The sequence below is a fragment of the Peribacillus sp. Bi134 genome, from assembly GCF_918698065.1.
GTDB lineage: Bacteria > Bacillota > Bacilli > Bacillales > DSM-1321 > Peribacillus.
Map to the genome: position 1 here is coordinate 119,159 of NZ_CAKKLN010000010.1, position 20,037 is coordinate 139,195.

At 38.1% G+C, this 20,037-nt stretch carries 19 protein-coding genes and 1 pseudogene; 16 read left to right on the forward strand and 4 right to left on the reverse strand.

What is annotated here, in order from left to right; all coding sequences use genetic code 11:
* Window positions 1-2: 2 nt before the first annotated feature.
* The 7 genes from LQ188_RS22420 (at window position 3) to LQ188_RS22450 (ending at window position 5,852) form a co-directional block, all read left to right on the forward strand.
* Window positions 3-1,190, forward strand: coding sequence for an FAD-binding oxidoreductase (locus tag LQ188_RS22420; protein WP_101221553.1), 1,188 nt, complete (start codon window positions 3-5; stop codon window positions 1,188-1,190).
* A 45-nt stretch (window positions 1,191-1,235) separates the two neighbouring features.
* On the forward strand, window positions 1,236-2,153 hold the full coding sequence (dapA, locus tag LQ188_RS22425) for a 4-hydroxy-tetrahydrodipicolinate synthase (RefSeq protein WP_230178335.1): 918 nt from the start codon (window positions 1,236-1,238) through the stop codon (window positions 2,151-2,153).
* Between the two features lie 70 nt (window positions 2,154-2,223).
* Window positions 2,224-3,012 carry an aspartate/glutamate racemase family protein gene (locus LQ188_RS22430; RefSeq protein ID WP_101221555.1) on the forward strand — a complete coding sequence of 263 codons (789 nt, stop codon included), beginning with the start codon at window positions 2,224-2,226 and terminating at the stop codon, window positions 3,010-3,012.
* 296 nt (window positions 3,013-3,308) lie between these two features.
* Entirely contained in the window at window positions 3,309-3,581 is a 273-nt protein-coding gene (locus tag LQ188_RS22435) for a (2Fe-2S)-binding protein (protein WP_101221556.1), read from the forward strand.
* Complete coding sequence (locus LQ188_RS22440) at window positions 3,578-3,913, forward strand: (2Fe-2S)-binding protein (RefSeq protein WP_230178340.1); 336 nt, start codon at window positions 3,578-3,580, stop codon at window positions 3,911-3,913. Before LQ188_RS22435 ends, LQ188_RS22440 begins: the two co-directional genes overlap by 4 nt.
* Complete coding sequence (locus LQ188_RS22445; RefSeq protein WP_230178341.1) at window positions 3,910-5,121, forward strand: FAD-dependent oxidoreductase; 1,212 nt, start codon at window positions 3,910-3,912, stop codon at window positions 5,119-5,121. The genes LQ188_RS22440 and LQ188_RS22445 overlap by 4 nt, the downstream gene beginning before the upstream one ends.
* Before the next feature lie 197 nt (window positions 5,122-5,318).
* Window positions 5,319-5,852, forward strand: a complete 534-nt coding sequence (locus LQ188_RS22450) for an NAD(P)H-dependent oxidoreductase (RefSeq protein WP_230178342.1) — start codon at window positions 5,319-5,321, stop codon at window positions 5,850-5,852.
* A gap of 286 nt (window positions 5,853-6,138) precedes the next feature.
* Here LQ188_RS22450 and LQ188_RS22455 read toward each other — a convergent pair whose 3' ends face one another.
* Window positions 6,139-6,960, reverse strand: a complete 822-nt coding sequence (locus LQ188_RS22455) for a DUF2935 domain-containing protein (RefSeq protein WP_101221560.1) — start codon at window positions 6,958-6,960, stop codon at window positions 6,139-6,141.
* A 268-nt stretch (window positions 6,961-7,228) separates the two neighbouring features.
* A complete protein-coding gene (abc-f, locus tag LQ188_RS22460; protein WP_230178344.1) occupies window positions 7,229-8,869 on the reverse strand; it encodes a ribosomal protection-like ABC-F family protein in 1,641 nt (546 codons plus the stop codon).
* A gap of 414 nt (window positions 8,870-9,283) precedes the next feature.
* On the opposite strand from abc-f, the gene LQ188_RS22465 reads away from it, so the two are divergent.
* On the forward strand, window positions 9,284-10,054 hold the full coding sequence (locus LQ188_RS22465; protein WP_230178345.1) for a GH25 family lysozyme: 771 nt from the start codon (window positions 9,284-9,286) through the stop codon (window positions 10,052-10,054).
* 47 nt (window positions 10,055-10,101) lie between these two features.
* Here LQ188_RS22465 and LQ188_RS22470 read toward each other — a convergent pair whose 3' ends face one another.
* Window positions 10,102-10,281, reverse strand: a complete 180-nt coding sequence (locus LQ188_RS22470; protein ID WP_034313120.1) for an H-type small acid-soluble spore protein — start codon at window positions 10,279-10,281, stop codon at window positions 10,102-10,104.
* 233 nt (window positions 10,282-10,514) lie between these two features.
* Between LQ188_RS22470 and blaOXA the strand changes: the two are divergent.
* From blaOXA to LQ188_RS22500, 6 genes and pseudogenes are all read left to right on the forward strand, one after another.
* Window positions 10,515-11,322, forward strand: a pseudogene (gene blaOXA / locus LQ188_RS22475) (class D beta-lactamase).
* Window positions 11,323-11,570: 248 nt separating this feature from the next.
* Entirely contained in the window at window positions 11,571-12,320 is a 750-nt protein-coding gene (locus LQ188_RS22480; RefSeq protein WP_230178346.1) for a TerC family protein, read from the forward strand.
* Window positions 12,321-12,634: 314 nt separating this feature from the next.
* Window positions 12,635-12,874, forward strand: coding sequence for a BCCT family transporter (locus LQ188_RS22485; RefSeq protein WP_290370139.1), 240 nt, complete (start codon window positions 12,635-12,637; stop codon window positions 12,872-12,874).
* Between the two features lie 307 nt (window positions 12,875-13,181).
* Window positions 13,182-14,285 carry an endospore germination permease gene (locus tag LQ188_RS22490; protein ID WP_230178347.1) on the forward strand — a complete coding sequence of 368 codons (1,104 nt, stop codon included), beginning with the start codon at window positions 13,182-13,184 and terminating at the stop codon, window positions 14,283-14,285.
* The gene (locus LQ188_RS22495) at window positions 14,257-15,768 is read left to right on the forward strand and encodes a spore germination protein (protein ID WP_230178348.1); all 1,512 of its coding nucleotides are present in this window, start codon (window positions 14,257-14,259) and stop codon (window positions 15,766-15,768) included. Before LQ188_RS22490 ends, LQ188_RS22495 begins: the two co-directional genes overlap by 29 nt.
* Window positions 15,768-16,907, forward strand: a complete 1,140-nt coding sequence (locus tag LQ188_RS22500; protein WP_230178349.1) for a Ger(x)C family spore germination protein — start codon at window positions 15,768-15,770, stop codon at window positions 16,905-16,907. Before LQ188_RS22495 ends, LQ188_RS22500 begins: the two co-directional genes overlap by 1 nt.
* Before the next feature lie 153 nt (window positions 16,908-17,060).
* Here the strand turns inward: LQ188_RS22500 and LQ188_RS22505 are convergent, their stop codons facing one another.
* Window positions 17,061-18,200, reverse strand: coding sequence for a LuxR C-terminal-related transcriptional regulator (locus tag LQ188_RS22505; RefSeq protein WP_230178350.1), 1,140 nt, complete (start codon window positions 18,198-18,200; stop codon window positions 17,061-17,063).
* Between the two features lie 272 nt (window positions 18,201-18,472).
* Between LQ188_RS22505 and LQ188_RS22510 the strand changes: the two genes are divergently transcribed.
* Complete coding sequence (locus LQ188_RS22510; RefSeq protein ID WP_230178421.1) at window positions 18,473-19,225, forward strand: glucose 1-dehydrogenase; 753 nt, start codon at window positions 18,473-18,475, stop codon at window positions 19,223-19,225.
* Window positions 19,226-19,279: 54 nt separating this feature from the next.
* Window positions 19,280-20,023: a glucose 1-dehydrogenase gene (locus LQ188_RS22515; protein ID WP_076368734.1), complete on the forward strand. Its 744-nt coding sequence runs from the start codon at window positions 19,280-19,282 to the stop codon at window positions 20,021-20,023.
* The last annotated feature ends 14 nt before the right edge of the window (window positions 20,024-20,037 follow it).

Consider the following 20,037-nt stretch of genomic DNA (forward strand, 5'->3'; position numbering starts at 1 on the left):
ATATGAAAAGTTATGACGTCATTGTCATTGGAGCAGGAGTAATCGGATCTAGCGTAGCGTATCATTTAGCGAAAAAAGGACTTGATGTTGCATTGATTGAAAAAGGCGGTGTTGCATCAGGTACTTCCAGTAGATGTGACGCAGTGGCGCTAATTTGTGATAAAAAACCAGGTATTGATACCGAAATAGGTTATGCAAGTATCCAGCTTTTCAAACAATTGGCGAAAGAGTTTTCAGTAGATTTTGAATTTGCATCACGAGGAAGTTTATATGTTTGTGAAACAGATCAAGAGCTCGAAATTGCTAAAGGATATGTTTCGCAACAAGCAAAAGATGGTTATGATATGCGCATGGTCGATAGAAATGAATTGCAGCAAATTGAACCATATTTAGCTGATGATTTAGCTGGTGGGATTTGGACAGAAGTAGATTCCTCCATGAATCCGTACAAACTATGTTATGCATTTGTTGAAGAAGGAAGAAAGCTAGGGTTGGAGGTTTATGACTATCATTCTGTTCAGGATATTACACTGGATGCCAAAGGACGAGTGGAAAGTGTAGTGACAGACAGGGGCACATTTAAAACAAATAGGATTGTGAACTGTGCCGGTGTATGGTCACCAAAGATAGCAGAAATGGTAGGTGTTCACATACCGATCAGGCCAAGAAAAGGAATGGTATTGATCTCTGAGAAAACGCCATTCAAAGTAGCCAGCCAGAAAGTGCATGAATTCGGATATATGTTATCCAAATTCGAAGATATCCAGTTTAAAAGAAACGTAAGTGAATTAGTTGAAAAACATAATGTGGCTTTTACCATTGAACCGACTGACGCCAATAACTTCTTGGTTGGGGGGCACAGGGCATTCAAAGGTTATAACATCAGTTCCGAAATCGAAGTTATGCACGCAATAGCAGAAAGGGCTATCCGATTTTTGCCGAAACTAAAGGAAATTAACTGTATAAGAGCTTATGCAGGAGTAAGGCCTTGGGTTGAGGATCACCTTCCTATTGTATCGGAAGTAGAAGAAGTACCAGGTTTCTTTATTGCCAGCGGGCATGAAGGAGACGGTATCAGCATGGCTCCCATTACAGGAAGAATGGTAACGCAGTTGATTGCAGGCGAACAAACAGACTTTAACATTGATAAACTGAATTTTTCTAGATATAAGAAAGCGAACGCAGTTTAATAACAAAAGTAAGTTCTACATATTAGAAAACAGGAGGAATAAATTATGAGTATTGCACCAAAAGGAATTTTTGTACCATTAATTACCCCGTTCAATGAGGATGAAACGATTGATTTCCAGTCTTATAAGAAAGTAATCGACTTTCAAGTAGAAAGCGGAGTCCATGGCCTTCTGGTTGGAGGCACAACAGGAGAATACCATGTTATGTCATTGGAGGAACGTAAAAGCTTAATCAAGGCTGGCTGTGAATATGCCGCAGGAAAAGTACCTGTGATGGCAGGTGTTGGATGCTCAACTGCCAAGGAAACGATCGAGCTTGCCAATTATGCTGCAGAATACGGCGCTACATGGGGATTGGCTTTGCCTCCTTATTACCATAAAACAAGTGAAGAAGGAATTCGTGAATTTTTCAAGGAAGTGGCTGCAAAATCAAATGTCGGAATCGTCATTTACAATTATCCAGGTGCAACGAGTGTTACCATTTCACCTGAAATGATTTATGAATTGAGCCAGGAAGAAAACATTGTAAGTGTCAAAGAATCTGCTGATTTTGGTCACTTATGTGAAGTTGTGGCTTTGACGAAGGATGTCGAAAACTTTACTGTATTCACCGGTGAAGAACACTTTATCCTTCCTACTTTCTCTATTGGAGGACAGGGTGCTTTTGGAATCCTTGTCAATTTGCTTCCTAAGGAACTTGTAGAGTTATACGAACTGGTAGTTGAGAAGAGCGATATAAATGCTGCACGTGATTTGAACCGTAAATTATCAGGTATCTATGGCCTTATGGAGGCGGAAGGCAATCCATATCCAGGTCCGGTAAAAGCAGGCATGGACTTGATCGGAATTAAAGGAGGAAATGTGAGAAAGCCTTTAACACAACCTACTGAAGAAATGAAAATAATGCTTAAAGAGGAACTGGTCAAGTTAGGATATGAAATTAAATCACTGACAGAAGCGTAAGGTGAATAGAATAAGATTAGGAGTTTCAGAGAATACATTTTTTCTCTGAAACTATAAGGAGGGGCCGTAATTGACTACCAAATCATTGGGCAATGAACGGGAGTATGGCTACTTAGAAAAGGAAAGCCAGATTATCACCATGAAAAAAGGGCAATATGTAGCGGGATATTCAGTTGGCATACTTTATTTAGATGAATGCTGGTATCCGGTTTTACCTGGAAATGTTGCAAACCTTTCTACCTACGACTTTCCTGTACGGCTAAAAGTAGTGCCAGACTGTAACCAAGAAAGAATCCATGCAGGTGATCCCACACTGCTGGACGACATTGTAAAAGCAGCAAAAGAATTTGAAGCAGAAGGTGCTCGTGCCATATGTGCAGCATGTGGTTTTTTCGGAAACTTTCAAGACAAAGTAGCAGCAGCTGTTGATATCCCAGTTTATCTTTCAAGTGTTGTTCAAGTACCTTGGATAAAAACAGGATTGAAACCAAGTCAAAAAATAGGCATGTTGACAGCGGATGCGCATGGAATTACGCCAAATTTATTTAAAAGCTGTGGAATAGATGATCCTAACATTTGTGTAGTGAAAGATCTAGGCAGATTGCCGGAATTTTCAGCCATTATTGAAAGCAGAGGATCTTTTGATAACGAAAAAGTAAGAAGAGAAGTAGTAGAAGCGGCTGTTAAGATGGTAAATGAAAACCCGGATATTGGAGCCATTCTGCTTGAATGCAGTGATTTACCGCCATATGCAGCTGATATTCAAAGAGCCGTTAAGCTTCCAGTATTTGATTTCATTACGATGATCAAATGGGCTCATTTTGCTACCAGTCAGAAACCATATAATGGTTTTATTTAAAAAATAAGGACAAGCAAACAAACGTAGCATGTAAATAGTAAAATCCAGGTTTTAACATATCTTCTGATGTGCTGCTCTATATTGTACGTATGAGGCATCTAACGTTCTCTTCTGCGTAAAAATAGTTGGTTGCGCATCTATTTTTACACTAGAAGAATGTTGATGTCTTTTCTTCTAAATAAATGACTTATAAGGAATTACTAGATTCCTTATATGAAAAATTGCAGTTTCTAACACAATTCAAAAAAACCTAAAAAAATAGACCGGCTATTTTGAAAGTAGTGGAGGTGTGTTCAATGAATGAACAACATACAATAGTATGCAGATGCGAAGAAATCACAATGAATGAAATAAAAGAAACCATTGAACAGTTTCATTGTTCTTCACGTGAAGTGAAATTGCGAACACGTGCAGGAATGGGCTCTTGTGGAGGGCGCACTTGCCGCACCGTAATTGATCGATTAGTAGATCAGCTGGGGGGACCAGCTATTTCTAATGAAGTGCCACTTAGCTACCGTCCTCCTGTTCGCCCTGTTTCATTCGGTGTTTTAGGAGGAGAAAAAGAATGAATTCTATGAGAGTGGAACATCATCCTGTTCTCGGGGATCTTAACAATCAAGAAGAAATTAAGATTTACTTTGATGGTCAACAATATACGGTACGCGTTGGTGATACAATTGCCTCTGCCTTGCTCGCATCTGGAATTCGAACTCTTCGCCTTCATGAAGACAAAGCGACGCCACGTGGGATTTACTGCAATATTGGCCACTGTTTTGAATGTCGAGTAAGGGTGAATGGGAAAAATACAGTTCGTGCTTGTTTAACACCAGTGGAAAACGAGATGCAAATTGAATCAGGTACAGCTCTTCCTGCCTCTTTATTAAAAGGAGGTACATTATGATTGATGTAGTTATTGTAGGCGCAGGACCCGCTGGACTAGGCGCAGCTATTGCAGCTGCAGAACATGGGCTACAAGTATGCGTGGTGGATGAGTTTTTAAAGCCTGGAGGCCGTTTATTAGGGCAATTGCATGAAGAGCCTGATGGTAAATGGGTGAATGGTATCGAAGAAGCCAAAAAACTTTATAACCAAGCCGTTCAACTGGGCGTGGATATCCTTTGCGGAATATCCGTGTATGATTTAAAAAAAATAGAAAATGGCTGGTGTGTGTATACCACTGATAAAATAATGGAGTCAAAATGTCTTTTACTTGCTACAGGAGCATCAGAAACTCCTGTTCCTATCCCGGGATGGACTCTTCCAGGAGTAATGTCGATCGGAGCCGCTCAGGTGATGGGAAACGTGCATCGCGTGAAGCCGGGAGAAAAAGGGATTATAATTGGTGTTAATGTACTCTCTGTAGCAATTGCGAGAGAATTGCAATTGTGTGGAGTTCATGTTGAAAGTATTTTACTTCCTAATGCGGGTATTTTAGCTGGAAATGCTGCTCAGCCAGAAAAAATGATGGAATCGCTTCTAAGGCTATCACATTTAGCTCCTTCACCTATATTACGGTTTGGAGGAAAGCTGGTAAGTCCAAAACTGGGTGCGCGTTTTTTCCCGAAAAATGGATTTAAAATGTGGGGTATTCCTATACAGCTACGTAAAAGCGCTCTTGAAATATATGGAGAAAACCAAGTCGAGGGTGTCCGAATTGCGGAAATTTCTGTTAACGGAGAAGTTGTTCCTGGAACAGAAAAAACAGTATCTGCTGATTTTGTCTGTATTGCGGGCGGCCTTACACCATTGTCCGAACTTGCGGCTGTTGCTGGGTGCTCTTTCTGCTATGTTCCTGAACTGGGAGGACATGTTCCGTTGCACAATGAATTTATGCAGACCAATCTAAAAGGTTTATATGTAGCCGGCAATATCACAGGAGTTGAAAGCGCTAAGGTGGCCAGGGCTCAAGGAACAGTGGCTGGACTTACGATTGCAGGTGAACTTAATGCATTAGCGGGACGTGCTGATGCAAAGATTAAAGCAGCAATTGCAGAGGTTATTGAAACACGACGCAAAGCGCTAATCCAATTCCAGCCAGGAATTGAAGAAGCACGTACGGAACTTCATCATAAATTTTATGAAGAGCGTGGGAAAAGAGTCTTGGTCTGATTGCGGATAATTAGGGACTGTTAGTCGGTTGTTACTGAATACAAGTATATCTGGTGCTATGCAAAAAAAATTCAACCTCCCGTATTAGAAAAAGGTCTAATACGGGCGTAGTCGGTTGACTTTTCAGAAGATTGTATTCCTGATTAGTTTTTCGTTAGGTTAAGGTTTTTCAAAAACTATACTTGGAGGATTAATAAATGAAGGTTTTAGTCATTGTAGCTCATCCAAATATTGAAGAGTCGATTGTGAACAGAACATGGCTAGGAGAATTGAAGCAGCATCCCGCTGTAACTGTTCATGAACTATATAAGGAATATCCAGATGAAAAAATTGATATTGAAAGAGAGCAAAGGCTATGTGAAGAACATGATCGGATTGTTTGGCAGTTTCCGTTCTATTGGTACAGCTCTCCGCCACTTCTTAAAAAATGGCAGGATGGGGTACTCACACATGGATGGGCTTATGGTTCAAACGGGAATAAATTACATAATAAAGAGCTCATTTTAGCAGTATCGACTGGAAGTGCAAAAGAAAGGTACCAAGCGGGTGGGCGTAATAATTATTCTATGAGTGAACTGTTAAAGCCTTTCCAAGCAACAAGTAATCTAATAGGTACAAAATTTTTACCGCCATTTATTTTCAATGGAACATATACCGCAAATGACGAAGAGATTGAAGAAAGTGCAAAAGCATATATGGATTATATTTTTACTAAGGATGTTTTACACTAAGAAATATTATATTTGCTATGTGTCTCATGCTCAAATAATAAAAAAAGTATATTTAAAGTTTTTAGTGAAAGAACAAAGAAAAAAATATAAAAACAAAAATAATAGAAGTTTGTCCTATAAATATAAATCTATATTGAATCTTCATTTTAGGTTAATGGATACATTGGTGAATTCCCTGTCTTAACTTTTTACATATAAAAGCCCTTCTCTAAATCGAGAGGGGCCTATTTTCTTTTTCCGATAATTGTAATTTTCCATATCCTTCATACTCAATTAATTGTATTTTTTAACCTGTAAGATGGGATTCAAACATATCGATGATTTCAAGGAAACGTTCGGCCTCACGGAAAACGTGATCAGCCAATAGTGGATGAATGATGCTCTTGATTTTGCATTCTTCGATTAAATCCCTGGCGGTTTTCTTAAAGTCTCGAAGTGATACGACGGACACGCGGTTCTGATCTAGAAATTGATCCAGAAGAGGGGCCGTTTGAGATTGCGGTTTCATGGACTCTAAGTCTACGGCTTGAAAGACTAATTGATCAAAATCATTACTAAAGTTTCGCGCCATATCCACCAGCTTTCTTTCCGATGGATCAAGGAGATGTCCAATGAATTTTGCATGATCCGCCATTATTCTTAAAAAGAATACATTTTCCTTGATGATGGCATCTGCAAGTGGTTTCAATTTACCTTCATTTAATTCTATTAATCGTTTTCTAAAATAATTAGCTTCTCTGCTTGTATGGTCGACTAGAAGTGGGAAGTTGTTTGCACCAGGCAGTTTACAGGTGAGTATTAATCCTAATACCTTCCTTTTAAACAAAAATATGCCTGTGGCAGCTTGTTGCACCTCCGCGTTAAATCTTCTGATTTGTTCTGGATCAGCTTGATTTGTAAATGAATGGGATTGCTGTTCTATCCGTTCAAATAAAAGATAAAACTGATTAGCTTCCTCAATTAACTGTGTATCTTCACATCTAAAACCTAGTCTTAGAAATAACGAGTGTTCCTTCATTATTCTTGACCAAAAACGAATCTCATCTAAGGAGCGTTCAACAAACATTCCAGAGTTATTCCTCATAGCTTCCTGTGCGTTCTCACTCATAACTAAGGCCCCCTCTTAAAACATAACCATCATTCAATCTTATTAACAAGGGGACAATAGTATTCTGCTTAATTTGCAAATTGTATCATTACGGATATCCTTTTAGCACCTCAAATCAATTGGTTCTTGATGTTCAAGGTGTGTAAAAAATTCCTGAACGATTGGAGACTGTACTTTGTTCGGCAGGACTTCAGGGTAATATCTAAAAAACCCTTAGAACTAATTCATTCTAAGGGTTATCATCCAGTACATTAAGTTACAGTGATAGTCAATTGTCACCAAGTTCATTTATTTTTTTCGTAAGCTCATTAAACTTCTTATCGAATTCCGTGTACGCTTTATCATTTGGCGTCATAAAGCTAAGCTTTCCCAAAACTTCCTGTCTTTCTGTTTCAAGTGTTAATCGCAGTTCTTCCAAATCATCTCTTTTGGAGGATGATGATTCATACAATTGCTTTTGTATGCGATTATTCGAAATGACAAGTTTGCTGCTTGTCGTTTTTTCGAGAAAATATCTATCATGCGAAACGACGATAAGCGTTCCAGTATACTGTGTTAAGGTTTCTTCAAGTTGTTCCCGTGAAGCTAAATCCAGATGATTTGTCGGCTCATCCAAAATAAGCACATCTTTTTCTTCCAATATATATTCCATTAACTTACATTTCACGCGTTCACCCATACTCATATTCTTAATGGGTTCTGTCCAATGAGAAGCCGTGAAGCCTAAATGCTTCATTAAAGTTTGAACGTTCCCTCTTGACTCGAAAGTATCTTTATGAAAAAGCTGGGCGGGTGTAAGTTCAAGTGGTAAATCAAACACTTCTTGCGTCAAATAGCCTATTTTTGCAGATGGTGAAATCCATACATCGCCCGCAAAAGTTTCATGTCCAAGAATTATTTTTAATAATGTCGTCTTTCCGCTGCCGTTTGGGCCTATAATGGAAATCTGCTCACCATGCTGAATCGTGAAATTGACGTTTTTAAACAGTGTTCGCCCGCTAAAAGTCTTAGTTAAATTCTTAACTTCCAAAAAACGTTTTCCCGTCTTGTTTTTTGTTTTAATTGAAAAGCGTACAGTATATTCTGATTCAACAGGTTCAGCTTTTACTTTTTCAAGCTCTTTTTCAAGACGCTTTTGTTTAGATTTTACCTGTGCATCCATTCGTTTCGCTTTCACGCGATAGTATTCCTTAACTCCTTCCTTTTTCGTCGATTGTGAATGGGCTTTTTTTGACCAGGAAGTGATTTCATTCATTTGTCCCTCGATCCGTTCAACCATTTTTTGCTGTTTTTCATATTCACGTTGTTGTGTAAGTCTTTTCTGTTTGCGAACCTCCATATAACTAGAATAATTCCCTTTGTGCTCAATTAGCTTTTTATCTTCAATCGACCAAATTTTCGTTGCAACAGCATCCAAAAAATAACGATCGTGCGAAACAAAAATAATGGTACCTCTATAATTCTTAATTTGTTCATTGAGGAATCCTAAACTAGCCTCATCAAGATGGTTCGTAGGTTCATCTAATAGTAAAAGGTCTGCACCTTTAGAAAGCCCTTTTGCTAGCCGGGCCTTGATTTTTTCTCCTCCGCTTAATTGTAGGAAGCCATGGCTTGGTACATGCATTTTATCCAGTAATTTAACTTCGGTAGGCGTTTTATCTTCTGAAGAATGCGACTCGACTTCTTGTTCAACCATAAAAACTTTCAAGTCTTGCTGCAGCCATTGGATTTGTCCATGTGCTGGCTCTAAATCATTGTTAATTAATTGCAGCAACGTAGATTTACCGGCACCATTTTTGCCAATGATACCGATGACTTCCCCTTGTTGAACACTAGCATTAACATTTTCAAAAATGTTATGGTCCAATACTTCAAAGCTGATATTGGTTAACTTTAATAGTTCTTTCATATAATTATCCCTCTCCTTAAAGGGAGAATAAAAAAAATCCTCCCAGTTCTATGGAAGGATTAGCCGTACCTGTGCATTATCAAATAAGAGCTATTTTCATGATAGCTCTACAATTTATAGAAAATGGGCAGACTAATCCTATTTCGTATGATTTGAAATATGTGATTTCAAATTTTGAAAATAAGATTAGTTAATCATCGGCCACCCATCATCCCTTCTGATATTAATAAAATCAGTATAGCATAAAATAATCTTTGAAACCAAAAGGAAGCAGCATAATACTTTTACATCATTTATATTTGTTTTAACTCAATCAAATATTTTATTATAAGGTGGGCAGTAGGACTGAATATTTCCTATAAAACTCATAAATATTTACCACCATAGGATTGTTTCCTTGAGGAGGTCATTAATATGGAATATATAAAGGGAATCGATGTTTCACATTGGCAAGGTGCTATTGATTGGGAGGAAGTTGCAAAGGCAGGCGTGAAGTTCGTGTTCATTAAAGCAACAGAGGGAACGAGTTATTCCAAGCTATCCTATTTCAAAGAAAATGCACCACAAGCATTGTCAGCGGGATTGAAAGTCGGGGCATATCACTATGCGAAGTTTGCAACTATTGCAGAAGCAAAGGCTGAGGCTGCTTATTTTTTAGATTCTATCAGCTCTTTTGCTTTAAATTATCCTGTTGTTCTTGATCTTGAAGAAAATAAAAAAAAGGCAAAGAAAAAAACGCTGACAGATGCAGCAATCGCGTTTTTGGAGGCTATTGAAGAAGCTGGATACACGGCTATGCTGTATACTGGTAAATACTTTCTCGAAAATACTTTAGATGAATCAAGGTTGACGAAATACGCTTTGTGGATTGCCAGATACAACAGCACGTTGGGACGAAGCACAGATATATGGCAGCATTCTGATTCAGGTAAGGTAAGTGGGATCAGCACAAAGGTGGATTTGAATATAGCCTATAGGGATTTTACAAATACAATAAATACTTTTAGGACGCACAACTCCCGTGCATTGAAAACTGAGACAACCACAACTTATACTGTAACAAAAGGCGACACACTTAGCTTCATTGCAAAAAAATATAAAACAACAGTAAAATCTCTTGTTAGTCTTAACGGAATTAAAGACCCCGACAAAATTTATATCGGTCAAAAATTAAGGTTGAAATAAGTAAAGGCTCTTCTCATTACGAGAGGAGCTCAGTTTTTAAATGAATATTATATTTCTTTAAGTTCGTCAATTGCTACGTCTGATCTTTCCTCTAATGGGCCTCTTAGATGTACTGTAGCCGTTCTTCCATCTTCATTTAAATTATCAATCCATACTGAAGTGCCATTATATCTCACCTCAATGTCAGATGAAGAAGAAAGAATCTGTTTTACACGTTTAGCATCCATATAAATCCCTCCCTTAATTAGTCTACCTATTATTTGGGAAAAGCCTTAATTTTATTCATTTGATTAATATTGCAACTAAATCATAAAAAGCGCAATGATGTTTAACTTTCCATTTATCTGCCGTGACTTTTTTTAAAATTAAGCATGTAAAAATGAGAATTCTTAATCTTAAAAATATTGAGTTTATCTGATAGAATGGATAGGATTGTAAATATTTTTTTGAGGTGATGAATTTGAAAAAACGCAGGCTTCTGGCAGCCTTTTTAATACTTATTGGCGCCTCCGCTATATTTACATGCGTTCAGCAGCCAAGTGGAGCCAATGCCGCCAAAGATAAACTCAATATTAAGAAGCTCGACGTCGATGAATTTTTTGCTGAGCGTGAAGGTACTTTTATATTACGTGAAGTGAAAAAAGGTAAGACTTTTATCTATAATAATGAACGGGCCGAACAAAGATTTGCGCCGCAATCGACTTTTAAGGTGCCCAATGCACTTATCGGATTGCAGGTCGGTGCCGTCGAGGATGAATATGACATTAAATATTGGGATGGCGTGAAAAGGGAAATTGAGATATGGAACAAGGATCATACGCTTGGGTCTGGTTTAAGGAACTCCGTTGTTTGGTATTATCAAGCAATGGCCCGTGACATTGGAGAGAGTCGAATGGAGGAATGGATTCATAAGATTTCTTATGGCAACCAAGATATTAGTGGAGGGATAGATCAGTTTTGGCTAAGCAGCTCACTCAAAATTTCTCCTATTGAACAAGTGGATTTCATGGCAAATTTATATGGAGAGAATCTTCCTTTTGATAAGGATGTCATGAAAACCGTTAAAAGGATGATGATCCAGACTGAAGGGGACAGCTATACACTTTACGGAAAAACAGGGCAGGGGACAAACATTGGCTGGTATGTGGGTTTTATTTGAAACAAAGGGAAGTGACTATGTTTTTGTAACGAATATCTCCGGTACATCGGCAGAAGCTAGGGAAATCACAAGGGACATTTTACAGAAATATCATTTAATGGCTGAATAGGTTTTGATTTGGTGATTGCCGAAGTGTGAAGATAAAAATGCCAATGTGAACTTTGGCTAAGCAAAAAAGAATATAATATAGAGCTAATGGATGCTACTATCAATAGGTGAGTTGCTTCGTTCAAACAGGGCTAACGGGACGGAAGGTTTGAATAAGGAAGTAGATAAGATGGGACAATATTGGAGGAGAAAGTGTTGTTGGGTTTGAAGTCATATACGCATTCTTATACATGCTTTTAGGGGGGTATCATGGAACTATCGTTATTATTGGAATATGGCTGGGTATTAATCATTCTAATTTTTTTAGAAGGTTTATTATCTGCTGATAATGCATTGGTTTTAGCCATCATGTCAAAGCATTTACCACAAGAACAGCAAAAAAAAGCGATTAATATTGGGTTGCTTTTGGCTTTTATATTTAGGATTGGTGCAATCTTCATCATTTCGTACCTTTTCCATGTTTGGCAAGTTCAAGCAATTGGGGCTGCATATTTGATTTTCATTTCATTAAAGCATTTACTAAAAAGGGACCACGGTGACAAAGAAAAAAAAGGGAAAAGCTACCGTATGACCGTTGCGCAAATTGCATTAGCTGATATTGCTTTTGCTATTGATTCCATTTTAGCTGCAGTCGCTCTTGTCATTGCCTTGCCAGATACACCGATGGGTGATATAGGAGGTATGGATGGGGCTAAATTCATTGTTATTTTATTAGGAGCAATTGCAGGTTTAATCGTCATAAGGTTTGCTGCAGGATACTTCGTTAAGATACTGACGGAGCGGCCTAGCCTCGAAACGGCAGCCATGTTGATCGTTGGATGGGTAGGGGTAAAGTTATTGATGCACACCCTTGCGCATCCAGCCGTGCACATTATTTCTCATGATTTTGTTGAAGGACCGATTTGGAATATATTCTTTTGGTCAGTCATGCTTCTTATTGCAATAGGCGGATGGTTTTTATCTGGAAAAACAGTGAAAAACGATAAGCAAAATGACTAATGTTATTAGAATCAAAAAGAGTTGAAATAGTTCATTAAATTCCCTTATTTTAATAAATGAGCTCCTTGGGGTTATTTTTTGTTAACGCTATGTTTGCCAAATAAGAATTTTAGACCGACTTCAAATTTGAACTGCATCTCCAATTGTTAGACAACATTCTAACAATTGGAGGTGCTTTTTTGCCATTGCTGCCATTTACCAGAGTCTTCCCGGCTGCAGTATTGCCTTGTTTGCCATAATCATTATCACCCTTATTTTTCTTTCAGCTACACACTCTTCGTCATTCACAGTAGCAAGCGCAGCATCAAAAAAAGTTGTCATTAGATCAAGAGCCAGCCTGGATGGCACAAAATATTTTGGGCTTTGGTCATAGAACTTTAGCGTTTTCCATGATGTTTGGTGAAGGACTGCATGCTCTTCAATCAGTAGTAGTCATTACCTCCGTTCCACTCATCTTAATTATGGCGATGGCATCGATATCTCTCATTAAATGGATTAAAGAGGATCAAGCAGAAAGCAGCAGTATAGAAAAAACTATCAATGAAAACCTATAAAGCCGCTTAAAGTATCATTCATACTCGGAGGATACAGTATAAGGGATAAACGCCAACAGGCACCAGCTTAAAAACAGCTGGTGCCTGTAGTGCGTTCGATGAGACCGTACAAAACTTTTCTGACCTGTAAACAAAAAATGCTTCTAAAATTACTCATCGCAAAGCCGATGATAAATGGCAGTTGATTCAGCGGAGCTTATTGACAGGAGGGGACGTTCAAATACCTATCTGTCCATTAAAGAATTGATGCACCGTATGAATAAAAACAAAAATGCCTCCTCATATTAAAAGAGAGGGGAAGTGTCACATGATAAAAAGTATATCTACTTTTCAAGCGACAATGGTGCTGATTCTATCTATTGGGTTGATGAACCATGTTATCGTTTTGCCTTCACTGCTTGGGGCATCAGGAAGAGATTCATGGATCAGTAATTTAGTCACCGGGATGCTTTTTCTTTTATGGCTTCCCATGGTTTATTGGATCATAAATAAAACAAAGCAACAGCATATCATTGGTTGGCTTCATACTCACAGTCACCCGCTCGCCGCCTGGACCATAAAAATCCTTCTTTTCTTATATATTTCATTAAACTTATTTGTCACTTTATATAGCACATTTTCCTGGGTAAACAGTACTTATATGATTCAAACGCCAGAATATATATTATTCATACCCTTCATCATCCTATGTTTTATTGCTGCCGAGGCTGGAATCAAAACAATAGCCATTGCCGGGGGATTGGTTTTACCCCTTGTTGTGGCACTTGGATTTATGATTATGACGGCAAATATACAGTATAAGGATTACTCCTTGCTTTTCCCTATTTTTGAAAATGGAATTACACCTGTTTGGGACGGGGTCGTAATACTAGGAGGAGGTTTTACAGAGATATTTCTTCTCGTTTTGATTCAACAGTTTGTAAAGACAGAAATAAAGTTCAGGAGTTTACTTTTTTTAGGTTTATTTCTTTTGTTTATCAGTATGGGACCCATAATAGGCTCCATTACAGAGTTTGGTCCGGTACAGGCTGCAAAAATCAGCAATCCTGCATACGCTCAATGGCGGTTACTAACCATGGGTAAGTATTTGAACCGGCTGGATTTTTTATCAATATACCAATGGCTTTCAGGTGCATTTATCCGTGTATCGTTATCGATATTCCTAATGGGGGAACTGTTTCAAATTAAATCAAAGAAAATAAAAAATATTGTATTGCTTGCTATATCAGTCTCCTTAATCATTGCGCTTTGTATACCAATCGACATTCCAGCATACAGGAATTTTACGGAACGATATTATTTTAAATTGAGTGTGATTAGCATTTTGGTTATAACCTTTTTTATTAACATGGTCATTTTTTTGAAAGAAAGGGTGAAAAAGAATGGAGCCTCTATTGAACAAGTCAAATAAGGGGAGTTCTTCGGAGATCCAACTAAAGACGGAGTATTTCAATGAATTATTCGGAATGAGCTCGGATGTAAAATTCAAAAAGCATACCATTACATCTGAAGGGAAAACCGATCCGCCCCTTATTTGCACTTTGATTTATTCAGAGGTGTTGGTCGATGTCAAAAAGTTGTGGGAATCAGTAGCACGGCTTGAAGGTAGTGTATTCATAAATTCTAAACTGAAGGAAGAAGATGTTATAGAGGATCCTCAAGACGAATTTAAAATCAGTAGGGTTTTCCCTTCCTCCACTATAAAAGAAGATGTGGAGGAAAACGTATTTTCCGGGATGGTCCTGATGCTATTTGAAGAATTGGAATTATTATTTATGTTTTCCCTACCAAGCATCCCGAATCGAAGTCCCGAAGAAACAAGTAGTGAAATTTCCATCCGAGGTCCACGTGATGGATTTATCGAAGATATCTCTGTTAATTTAGGGTTGATCAGAAAAAGATATAAAACTGCATCACTCGAAAATCAAGCATTTACTATTGGCAAAAGGAGCAAGACAAAAATCAATTTATTATATGTGAAGGATGTTGTAAATCCAGAAACCATTGAAAAAGTAAAAAGGAAAATCTCCTCAATAAACACAGATATCTTGTTGGGAACTACTGAACTTGAAGAATTTTTATCAGACAGTAAGTTCAACCTGATCCCGTTATTTGATTATACAGGGAGGCCGGATTATGCTGTAGCCAGTTTAAATAATGGGCGCTTTGCCATTTTAGTGGATGGGTCACCAACTGCCTTAATTGGACCAGGCAATATTACATTATTGTTAAAAGCCGCGGAAGATCGTCATACTCCATCTTACTATACAAATTTCGAATATTTCTTTCGCATTTTCGGACTGGTGATATCAATATTCCTGCCAGGTTTTTATATAGCACTAATATCATTTCAATTAGACCAGCTCCCCTTCCCATTTTTGGCGACGATAACCGTATCTAGATTTGGGTTGCCTATATCACCTCAACAAGAGGCCTTCTTGATTTTGGGTTTATTTGAGTTGTTTCGAGAGGCAGGGATCACACTCCCAAAAGCAATCGGTCAATCACTGGCCGTTGTGGGTGGATTAATTATAGGGGATGCGGCAATTAGAGGAGGGATTACATCCCCGACGATGCTGGTGGTGGCAGGTACCACTGCGGTAGCCACCTATACATTAATCAATCAATCTTTAGGTGGAATTGTAAGCATGGCCAGGTTTTTTGTATTATTTCTCTCTTCTGTTTTAGGATTATTCGGATTCTTTCTCGGTGTATTCTCTATTGTCCTTTATTTATCAAGGCTGCAGATTTATGGTTTACCTTACTTAGCGCCTATATCACCACTATCCTTGAAAGATCTTCTAGGGGGCGGTGTCTTTGTGAAGCCGTATCTCTTTAGAAAGAAACGAGCCGAAATGCTGAAAACTAAGGACAGAACAAAAGGAAATCGCTAATGAAAATGATCCTTAGATTTATACTATTCGTAATGAGCCTTGCTCTTTTAAGTGGCTGCTGGGATACCAAGGATATTCAGGATATTCAATATATAAGTGCAATGGGAATAGATTATCAGAATGGGCAGTATGTCATTTATGTGCAGGTGACGTCTTTTGCCGGTGTGGCTAAACAAGAAGGCTTGGAACCAAAACCAACACCTGTTTGGGTCGCCGAGGGACGCGGGAAAACAATGATTGAGGCCATGAATGACATTTATAAAAGGTCAAACCAGTATATTTATTGGGCTCATGTTAAATTGATCATTTTCTCCGAAAGCTTACTAAAACATGGATTGGACAACGTAAACGACCCCATTTTAAGATTTCAGCAAATTAGGGAAACAACTTGGTTATATGGAACGGATGATTCATTAGAAAAGATCCTCTTTGTCAATAGTTTATTCGGCTCTTCAGTGCAAACAAGCATTTTCAATCCGAAGGATATTTATAAATTAAGATCCTTTGTCGAACCCATCAGGATCCAAAGATTTTATACGCAAAATTATGAAACAGGGATGACAATAAAACTACCGAAGATTTCATTAAAAAATGAGGTATGGAAAGCAAAAGAAAAAGCACAGAACACCGTAAAACTATCAGGGTCCTATTTTATTAAAAATAATCAGCTAAAGGGGGAGATAGCAAATAAACATCTTGGGGGGATGAGATGGTTAACAAAATCAACGGTAAGGTCCCCAATTGGAATAAAAATCAACAAAAACAAAAATGTTCAAATATCTCTAATGAGGCCAAAATTCAATATAAAGCCTATCTATGTAAATGATGCAGTCGAATTCGATATTTCAATAGAAGTAGAAGGTGTCGTAACGGATATGGAAGAAAACATTTCATTAACCCACCTTAAAGAAAAAATACAGGGAGCATTAGAGAAAGAAATCAGGGATACCTACAAATACGCATTTGATAAAAATATAGACATCTATAATTTAGAAGCAGTTATCTACAGAAAGGATATAAAAAAATGGAAAGAAGTTTCTAAAGAGGATTTTAGCCTTAATGAAGAATCCATTCGTAATATTCAGGTGGAAGTTGCTATTAAAAATACAGGCGATTATAAATATGAGTACATGAATTGATCCTTCAAAAGTGGATTGCAGGCTGCCATGACAGAATCTTTCTTCAAATTCCAATGATTATGATATGGCAGCTAATGTAAATGATATATTCAACAACAACTAACTATGTAAGGATTTATTTTGACTTACATAACGATTAAAGGTAACTCGATTTTACTTTAATAGACCTAATCGAAATCCATAGACTACGACTTGTGTACGGTTCTTGGCTTTAAACTTTGTCATTAAACTGCTTACATAATCCCTTATAGTATGCTCGCTTAATTGCAATAATTCGGCCATCTTTTTATTGTTATACCCCTCCGCCAGCAAATTTAAAATCACGGATTCCCGTTCCGTCAATTGTTGATCGGTATAAATGGATACCTCATCATCCTTTCTTGATAAATATAAGCCTAACCGTTTTCCGACCTGTTCAAGTAATGTCAGTTCATCTTTTGAATAATCGAATTCCTCGCCTAATTGATCAAAGGTCAGCCAGCCGAAAACTTGCTGGTCATGAACAATCGGCACAAATATGACAGTTGAAAGATTAAACAACGTTATATGTTCCTTTTTAATATAATGATTGGGATTCTTTAAAAATACAGGCTTTTTTGAATTTAAAACAAAGGATTGCTTCAAGCTGAGTTGTCCTCTCATGCTTTGAACCTTAGGCAGCTCCAATCCAATGGTGCCATAAAATTGATTGGACCAAGGAATATAAGCATAAAAAACACATCTTTTATAGTGAAAGAACTCTTCACATTTTTTTAGGATATGAGCAAAATCCTTAATTCCTGATGAGTTAATTAGAAGCTCATCTAATTGATCCAATAGTTGCAGTCTTTTAAGTTCAGCATTTTCTTCGTGGGTTTTTGAAAGTTGCATGGGTTCGACATCCATCCATTTGTTATAGCTATGGATGAGGTGAGAGAAAATGGATAATAAAAACATTAGAATGGAAATGGTATTGGCATGTTTCAGGTTGGCCATTAAGGTAACGATGGACTTTTCAAAGATCAATCGGAACATGCTGAAATGGTTCACATTTAAAATGGGCAACTGTGATTGAAGCCATGTTTCCAAATACTTATCGTATGTTTCATTTATGTCTTCGATGTTTGGAGCGGATAAAAATAGTAGAAATGATTCCAGTAATGTTTGAATCATCTTACGTTCATTTTCTAATATAAGGGGCTCTAGATTCAAATAAATATTGATATTGTCTTCAATCTGTTTGTTATGACTTTTTATGAATAATATGAATTGCTGAAACGATATCTCTTCATAAGCATTAGCGGGCTGGGTCATACGAGTCTCTTCTCCTTAAACAAAATACCCCTATATAAGGGGGATACTTACCCTATTATTATACGGCATATTATAGGATAGTATTTCAAATTGCGAGGAGTAAAATAAAGGCATAGACAGACAATGAAGCTTTTTTTAGCGGCATTCCATTTAAAGTGGTGGACAATTGTTAAAGTTAGCTTTATTTACTTGTCTAGGGAGAACCTCTATGGATGGAGATCTCTGGTGCTCAAGGAATCTGTTGCGTAGTAAATAAGAAAAGGGGTAATATGATGAGACTTGAAAACAAAGTGGCCATCATTACAGGCGGGGGTACAGGAATAGGGAAAGAAACAGCTTTGTTATTTGCTAGGGAGGGAGCAAAAATCGTCATCACTGATATAAACCAGGAATCAGGTGACCAAGCTGTGAAAGACATTCAGGCAATTGGCGGAGAGGCGCTATTCATCCGTCATGATGTCAGCAATGAAGAAGATTGGAAAAGGGTTGCAAAGGAAACGATTAATACTTTTGATAAGGTGGATGTTCTGTTCAACAATGCGGGTATTTATATCATTAAACCGGTTGCGGAGAAAGAACTGGAGGAATGGAATCGTCTCATGTCGATTAACGTGACCGGCGTATTCTTGGGAATGAAACATATTATGCCACTGATGGCGAAACAAAATAAAGGTTCAGTCATTAACGCTTCTTCCATTGCAGGCTTGATTGGCGCCCCTGGTCATGTTTTATACGGTGCAAGCAAGGGAGCGGTCCGGACAATGACTAAAGATGCTGCCATCGAGTATGCTTCCAAAGGGGTCCGTGTAAACTCGATTCATCCAGGATATATCGATACCGGGATGGCGGACTATGCATCTGAACAAACTGGCAGTATAAAAGATGAATTGGGTAAAGAATTCCCGTTGGGACATCTGGGCAGCGTCAAAAATGTGGCGAATACAGTGCTTTTCATTGCCTCGGACGAATCTTCCTATACGACGGGTACTGAATTTGTGATAGATGGCGGAGCGACTGCACGCTAAAAAAACTACTTTTCTAACGGATATTAGAAACTAAAAACTAAGGAGTGTTTAGAGATGAGATTAGAAAATAAAGTGGCAATCGTAACAGGGGGAGCAAGCGGGATTGGAGCAAGCACGGCTCAATTATTTGCAGAAGAAGGAGCAAAGGTGGTCATTGCCGATTTTGCTGATCATGGACAGGCTGTGTCAGAAGAGTTAAATGGAAAAGGGTATGATACTCTTTTTGTTAAAACTGACGTGACGAATGAAAATGACGTAAAGAATATGATCGAAGAGACGGTTAATAAATATGGAAAACTGGATATCATGTTCGCAAACGCAGGAATTGCAAGAGACGGAAACATTCATGAGTTAAGCTACGAGCAATGGCAAAAAACGATTGATATTAATTTATCCGGTGTCTTCCTATCCGATAAATATGCGATAGAGCAAATGCAAAAACAATCTACTGGCGGCGCCATTGTCAATACAGGCTCCATCCATAGCCATGCAGGGAAACCGGGGGTAACAGCCTATTCTGCTGCGAAAGGCGGGGTCAAACTGTTAACACAAACGTTAGGTTCGACCTATGCGAAAGATGGCATTCGTGTCAATGCAGTTTGCCCTGGATATATAGATACACCACTTATTGCCGAAGCACAAGGTGAAATAAGACAAGGTTTGATCGATTTACATCCAATCGGCCGTTTAGGCAGGGCGGAAGAAGTGGCGAAAGCCGTTCTCTTCCTCGCAAGTGACGATGCATCATTTGTTACAGGCACAAGTCTTATTGTGGACGGCGGATATACCGCAGTATAAATTTTAAGGATTAT

Coding starts and splice junctions, on each gene's coding strand:
- LQ188_RS22420 (WP_101221553.1), top strand. CDS start 3: ATGAAAAGTTATGACGTCATTGTCATTGGAGCAGGAGTAATCGGATCT.
- dapA (WP_230178335.1), top strand. CDS start 1,236: ATGAGTATTGCACCAAAAGGAATTTTTGTACCATTAATTACCCCGTTC.
- LQ188_RS22435 (WP_101221556.1), top strand. CDS start 3,309: ATGAATGAACAACATACAATAGTATGCAGATGCGAAGAAATCACAATG.
- LQ188_RS22440 (WP_230178340.1), top strand. CDS start 3,578: ATGAATTCTATGAGAGTGGAACATCATCCTGTTCTCGGGGATCTTAAC.
- LQ188_RS22445 (WP_230178341.1), top strand. CDS start 3,910: ATGATTGATGTAGTTATTGTAGGCGCAGGACCCGCTGGACTAGGCGCA.
- LQ188_RS22450 (WP_230178342.1), top strand. CDS start 5,319: ATGAAGGTTTTAGTCATTGTAGCTCATCCAAATATTGAAGAGTCGATT.
- LQ188_RS22455 (WP_101221560.1), bottom strand. CDS start 6,960: ATGAGTGAGAACGCACAGGAAGCTATGAGGAATAACTCTGGAATGTTT.
- abc-f (WP_230178344.1), bottom strand. CDS start 8,869: ATGAAAGAACTATTAAAGTTAACCAATATCAGCTTTGAAGTATTGGAC.
- LQ188_RS22465 (WP_230178345.1), top strand. CDS start 9,284: ATGGAATATATAAAGGGAATCGATGTTTCACATTGGCAAGGTGCTATT.
- LQ188_RS22470 (WP_034313120.1), bottom strand. CDS start 10,281: ATGGATGCTAAACGTGTAAAACAGATTCTTTCTTCTTCATCTGACATT.
- LQ188_RS22480 (WP_230178346.1), top strand. CDS start 11,571: ATGGAACTATCGTTATTATTGGAATATGGCTGGGTATTAATCATTCTA.
- LQ188_RS22490 (WP_230178347.1), top strand. CDS start 13,182: ATGATAAAAAGTATATCTACTTTTCAAGCGACAATGGTGCTGATTCTA.
- LQ188_RS22495 (WP_230178348.1), top strand. CDS start 14,257: ATGGAGCCTCTATTGAACAAGTCAAATAAGGGGAGTTCTTCGGAGATC.
- LQ188_RS22500 (WP_230178349.1), top strand. CDS start 15,768: ATGAAAATGATCCTTAGATTTATACTATTCGTAATGAGCCTTGCTCTT.
- LQ188_RS22505 (WP_230178350.1), bottom strand. CDS start 18,200: ATGACCCAGCCCGCTAATGCTTATGAAGAGATATCGTTTCAGCAATTC.
- LQ188_RS22510 (WP_230178421.1), top strand. CDS start 18,473: ATGAGACTTGAAAACAAAGTGGCCATCATTACAGGCGGGGGTACAGGA.
- LQ188_RS22515 (WP_076368734.1), top strand. CDS start 19,280: ATGAGATTAGAAAATAAAGTGGCAATCGTAACAGGGGGAGCAAGCGGG.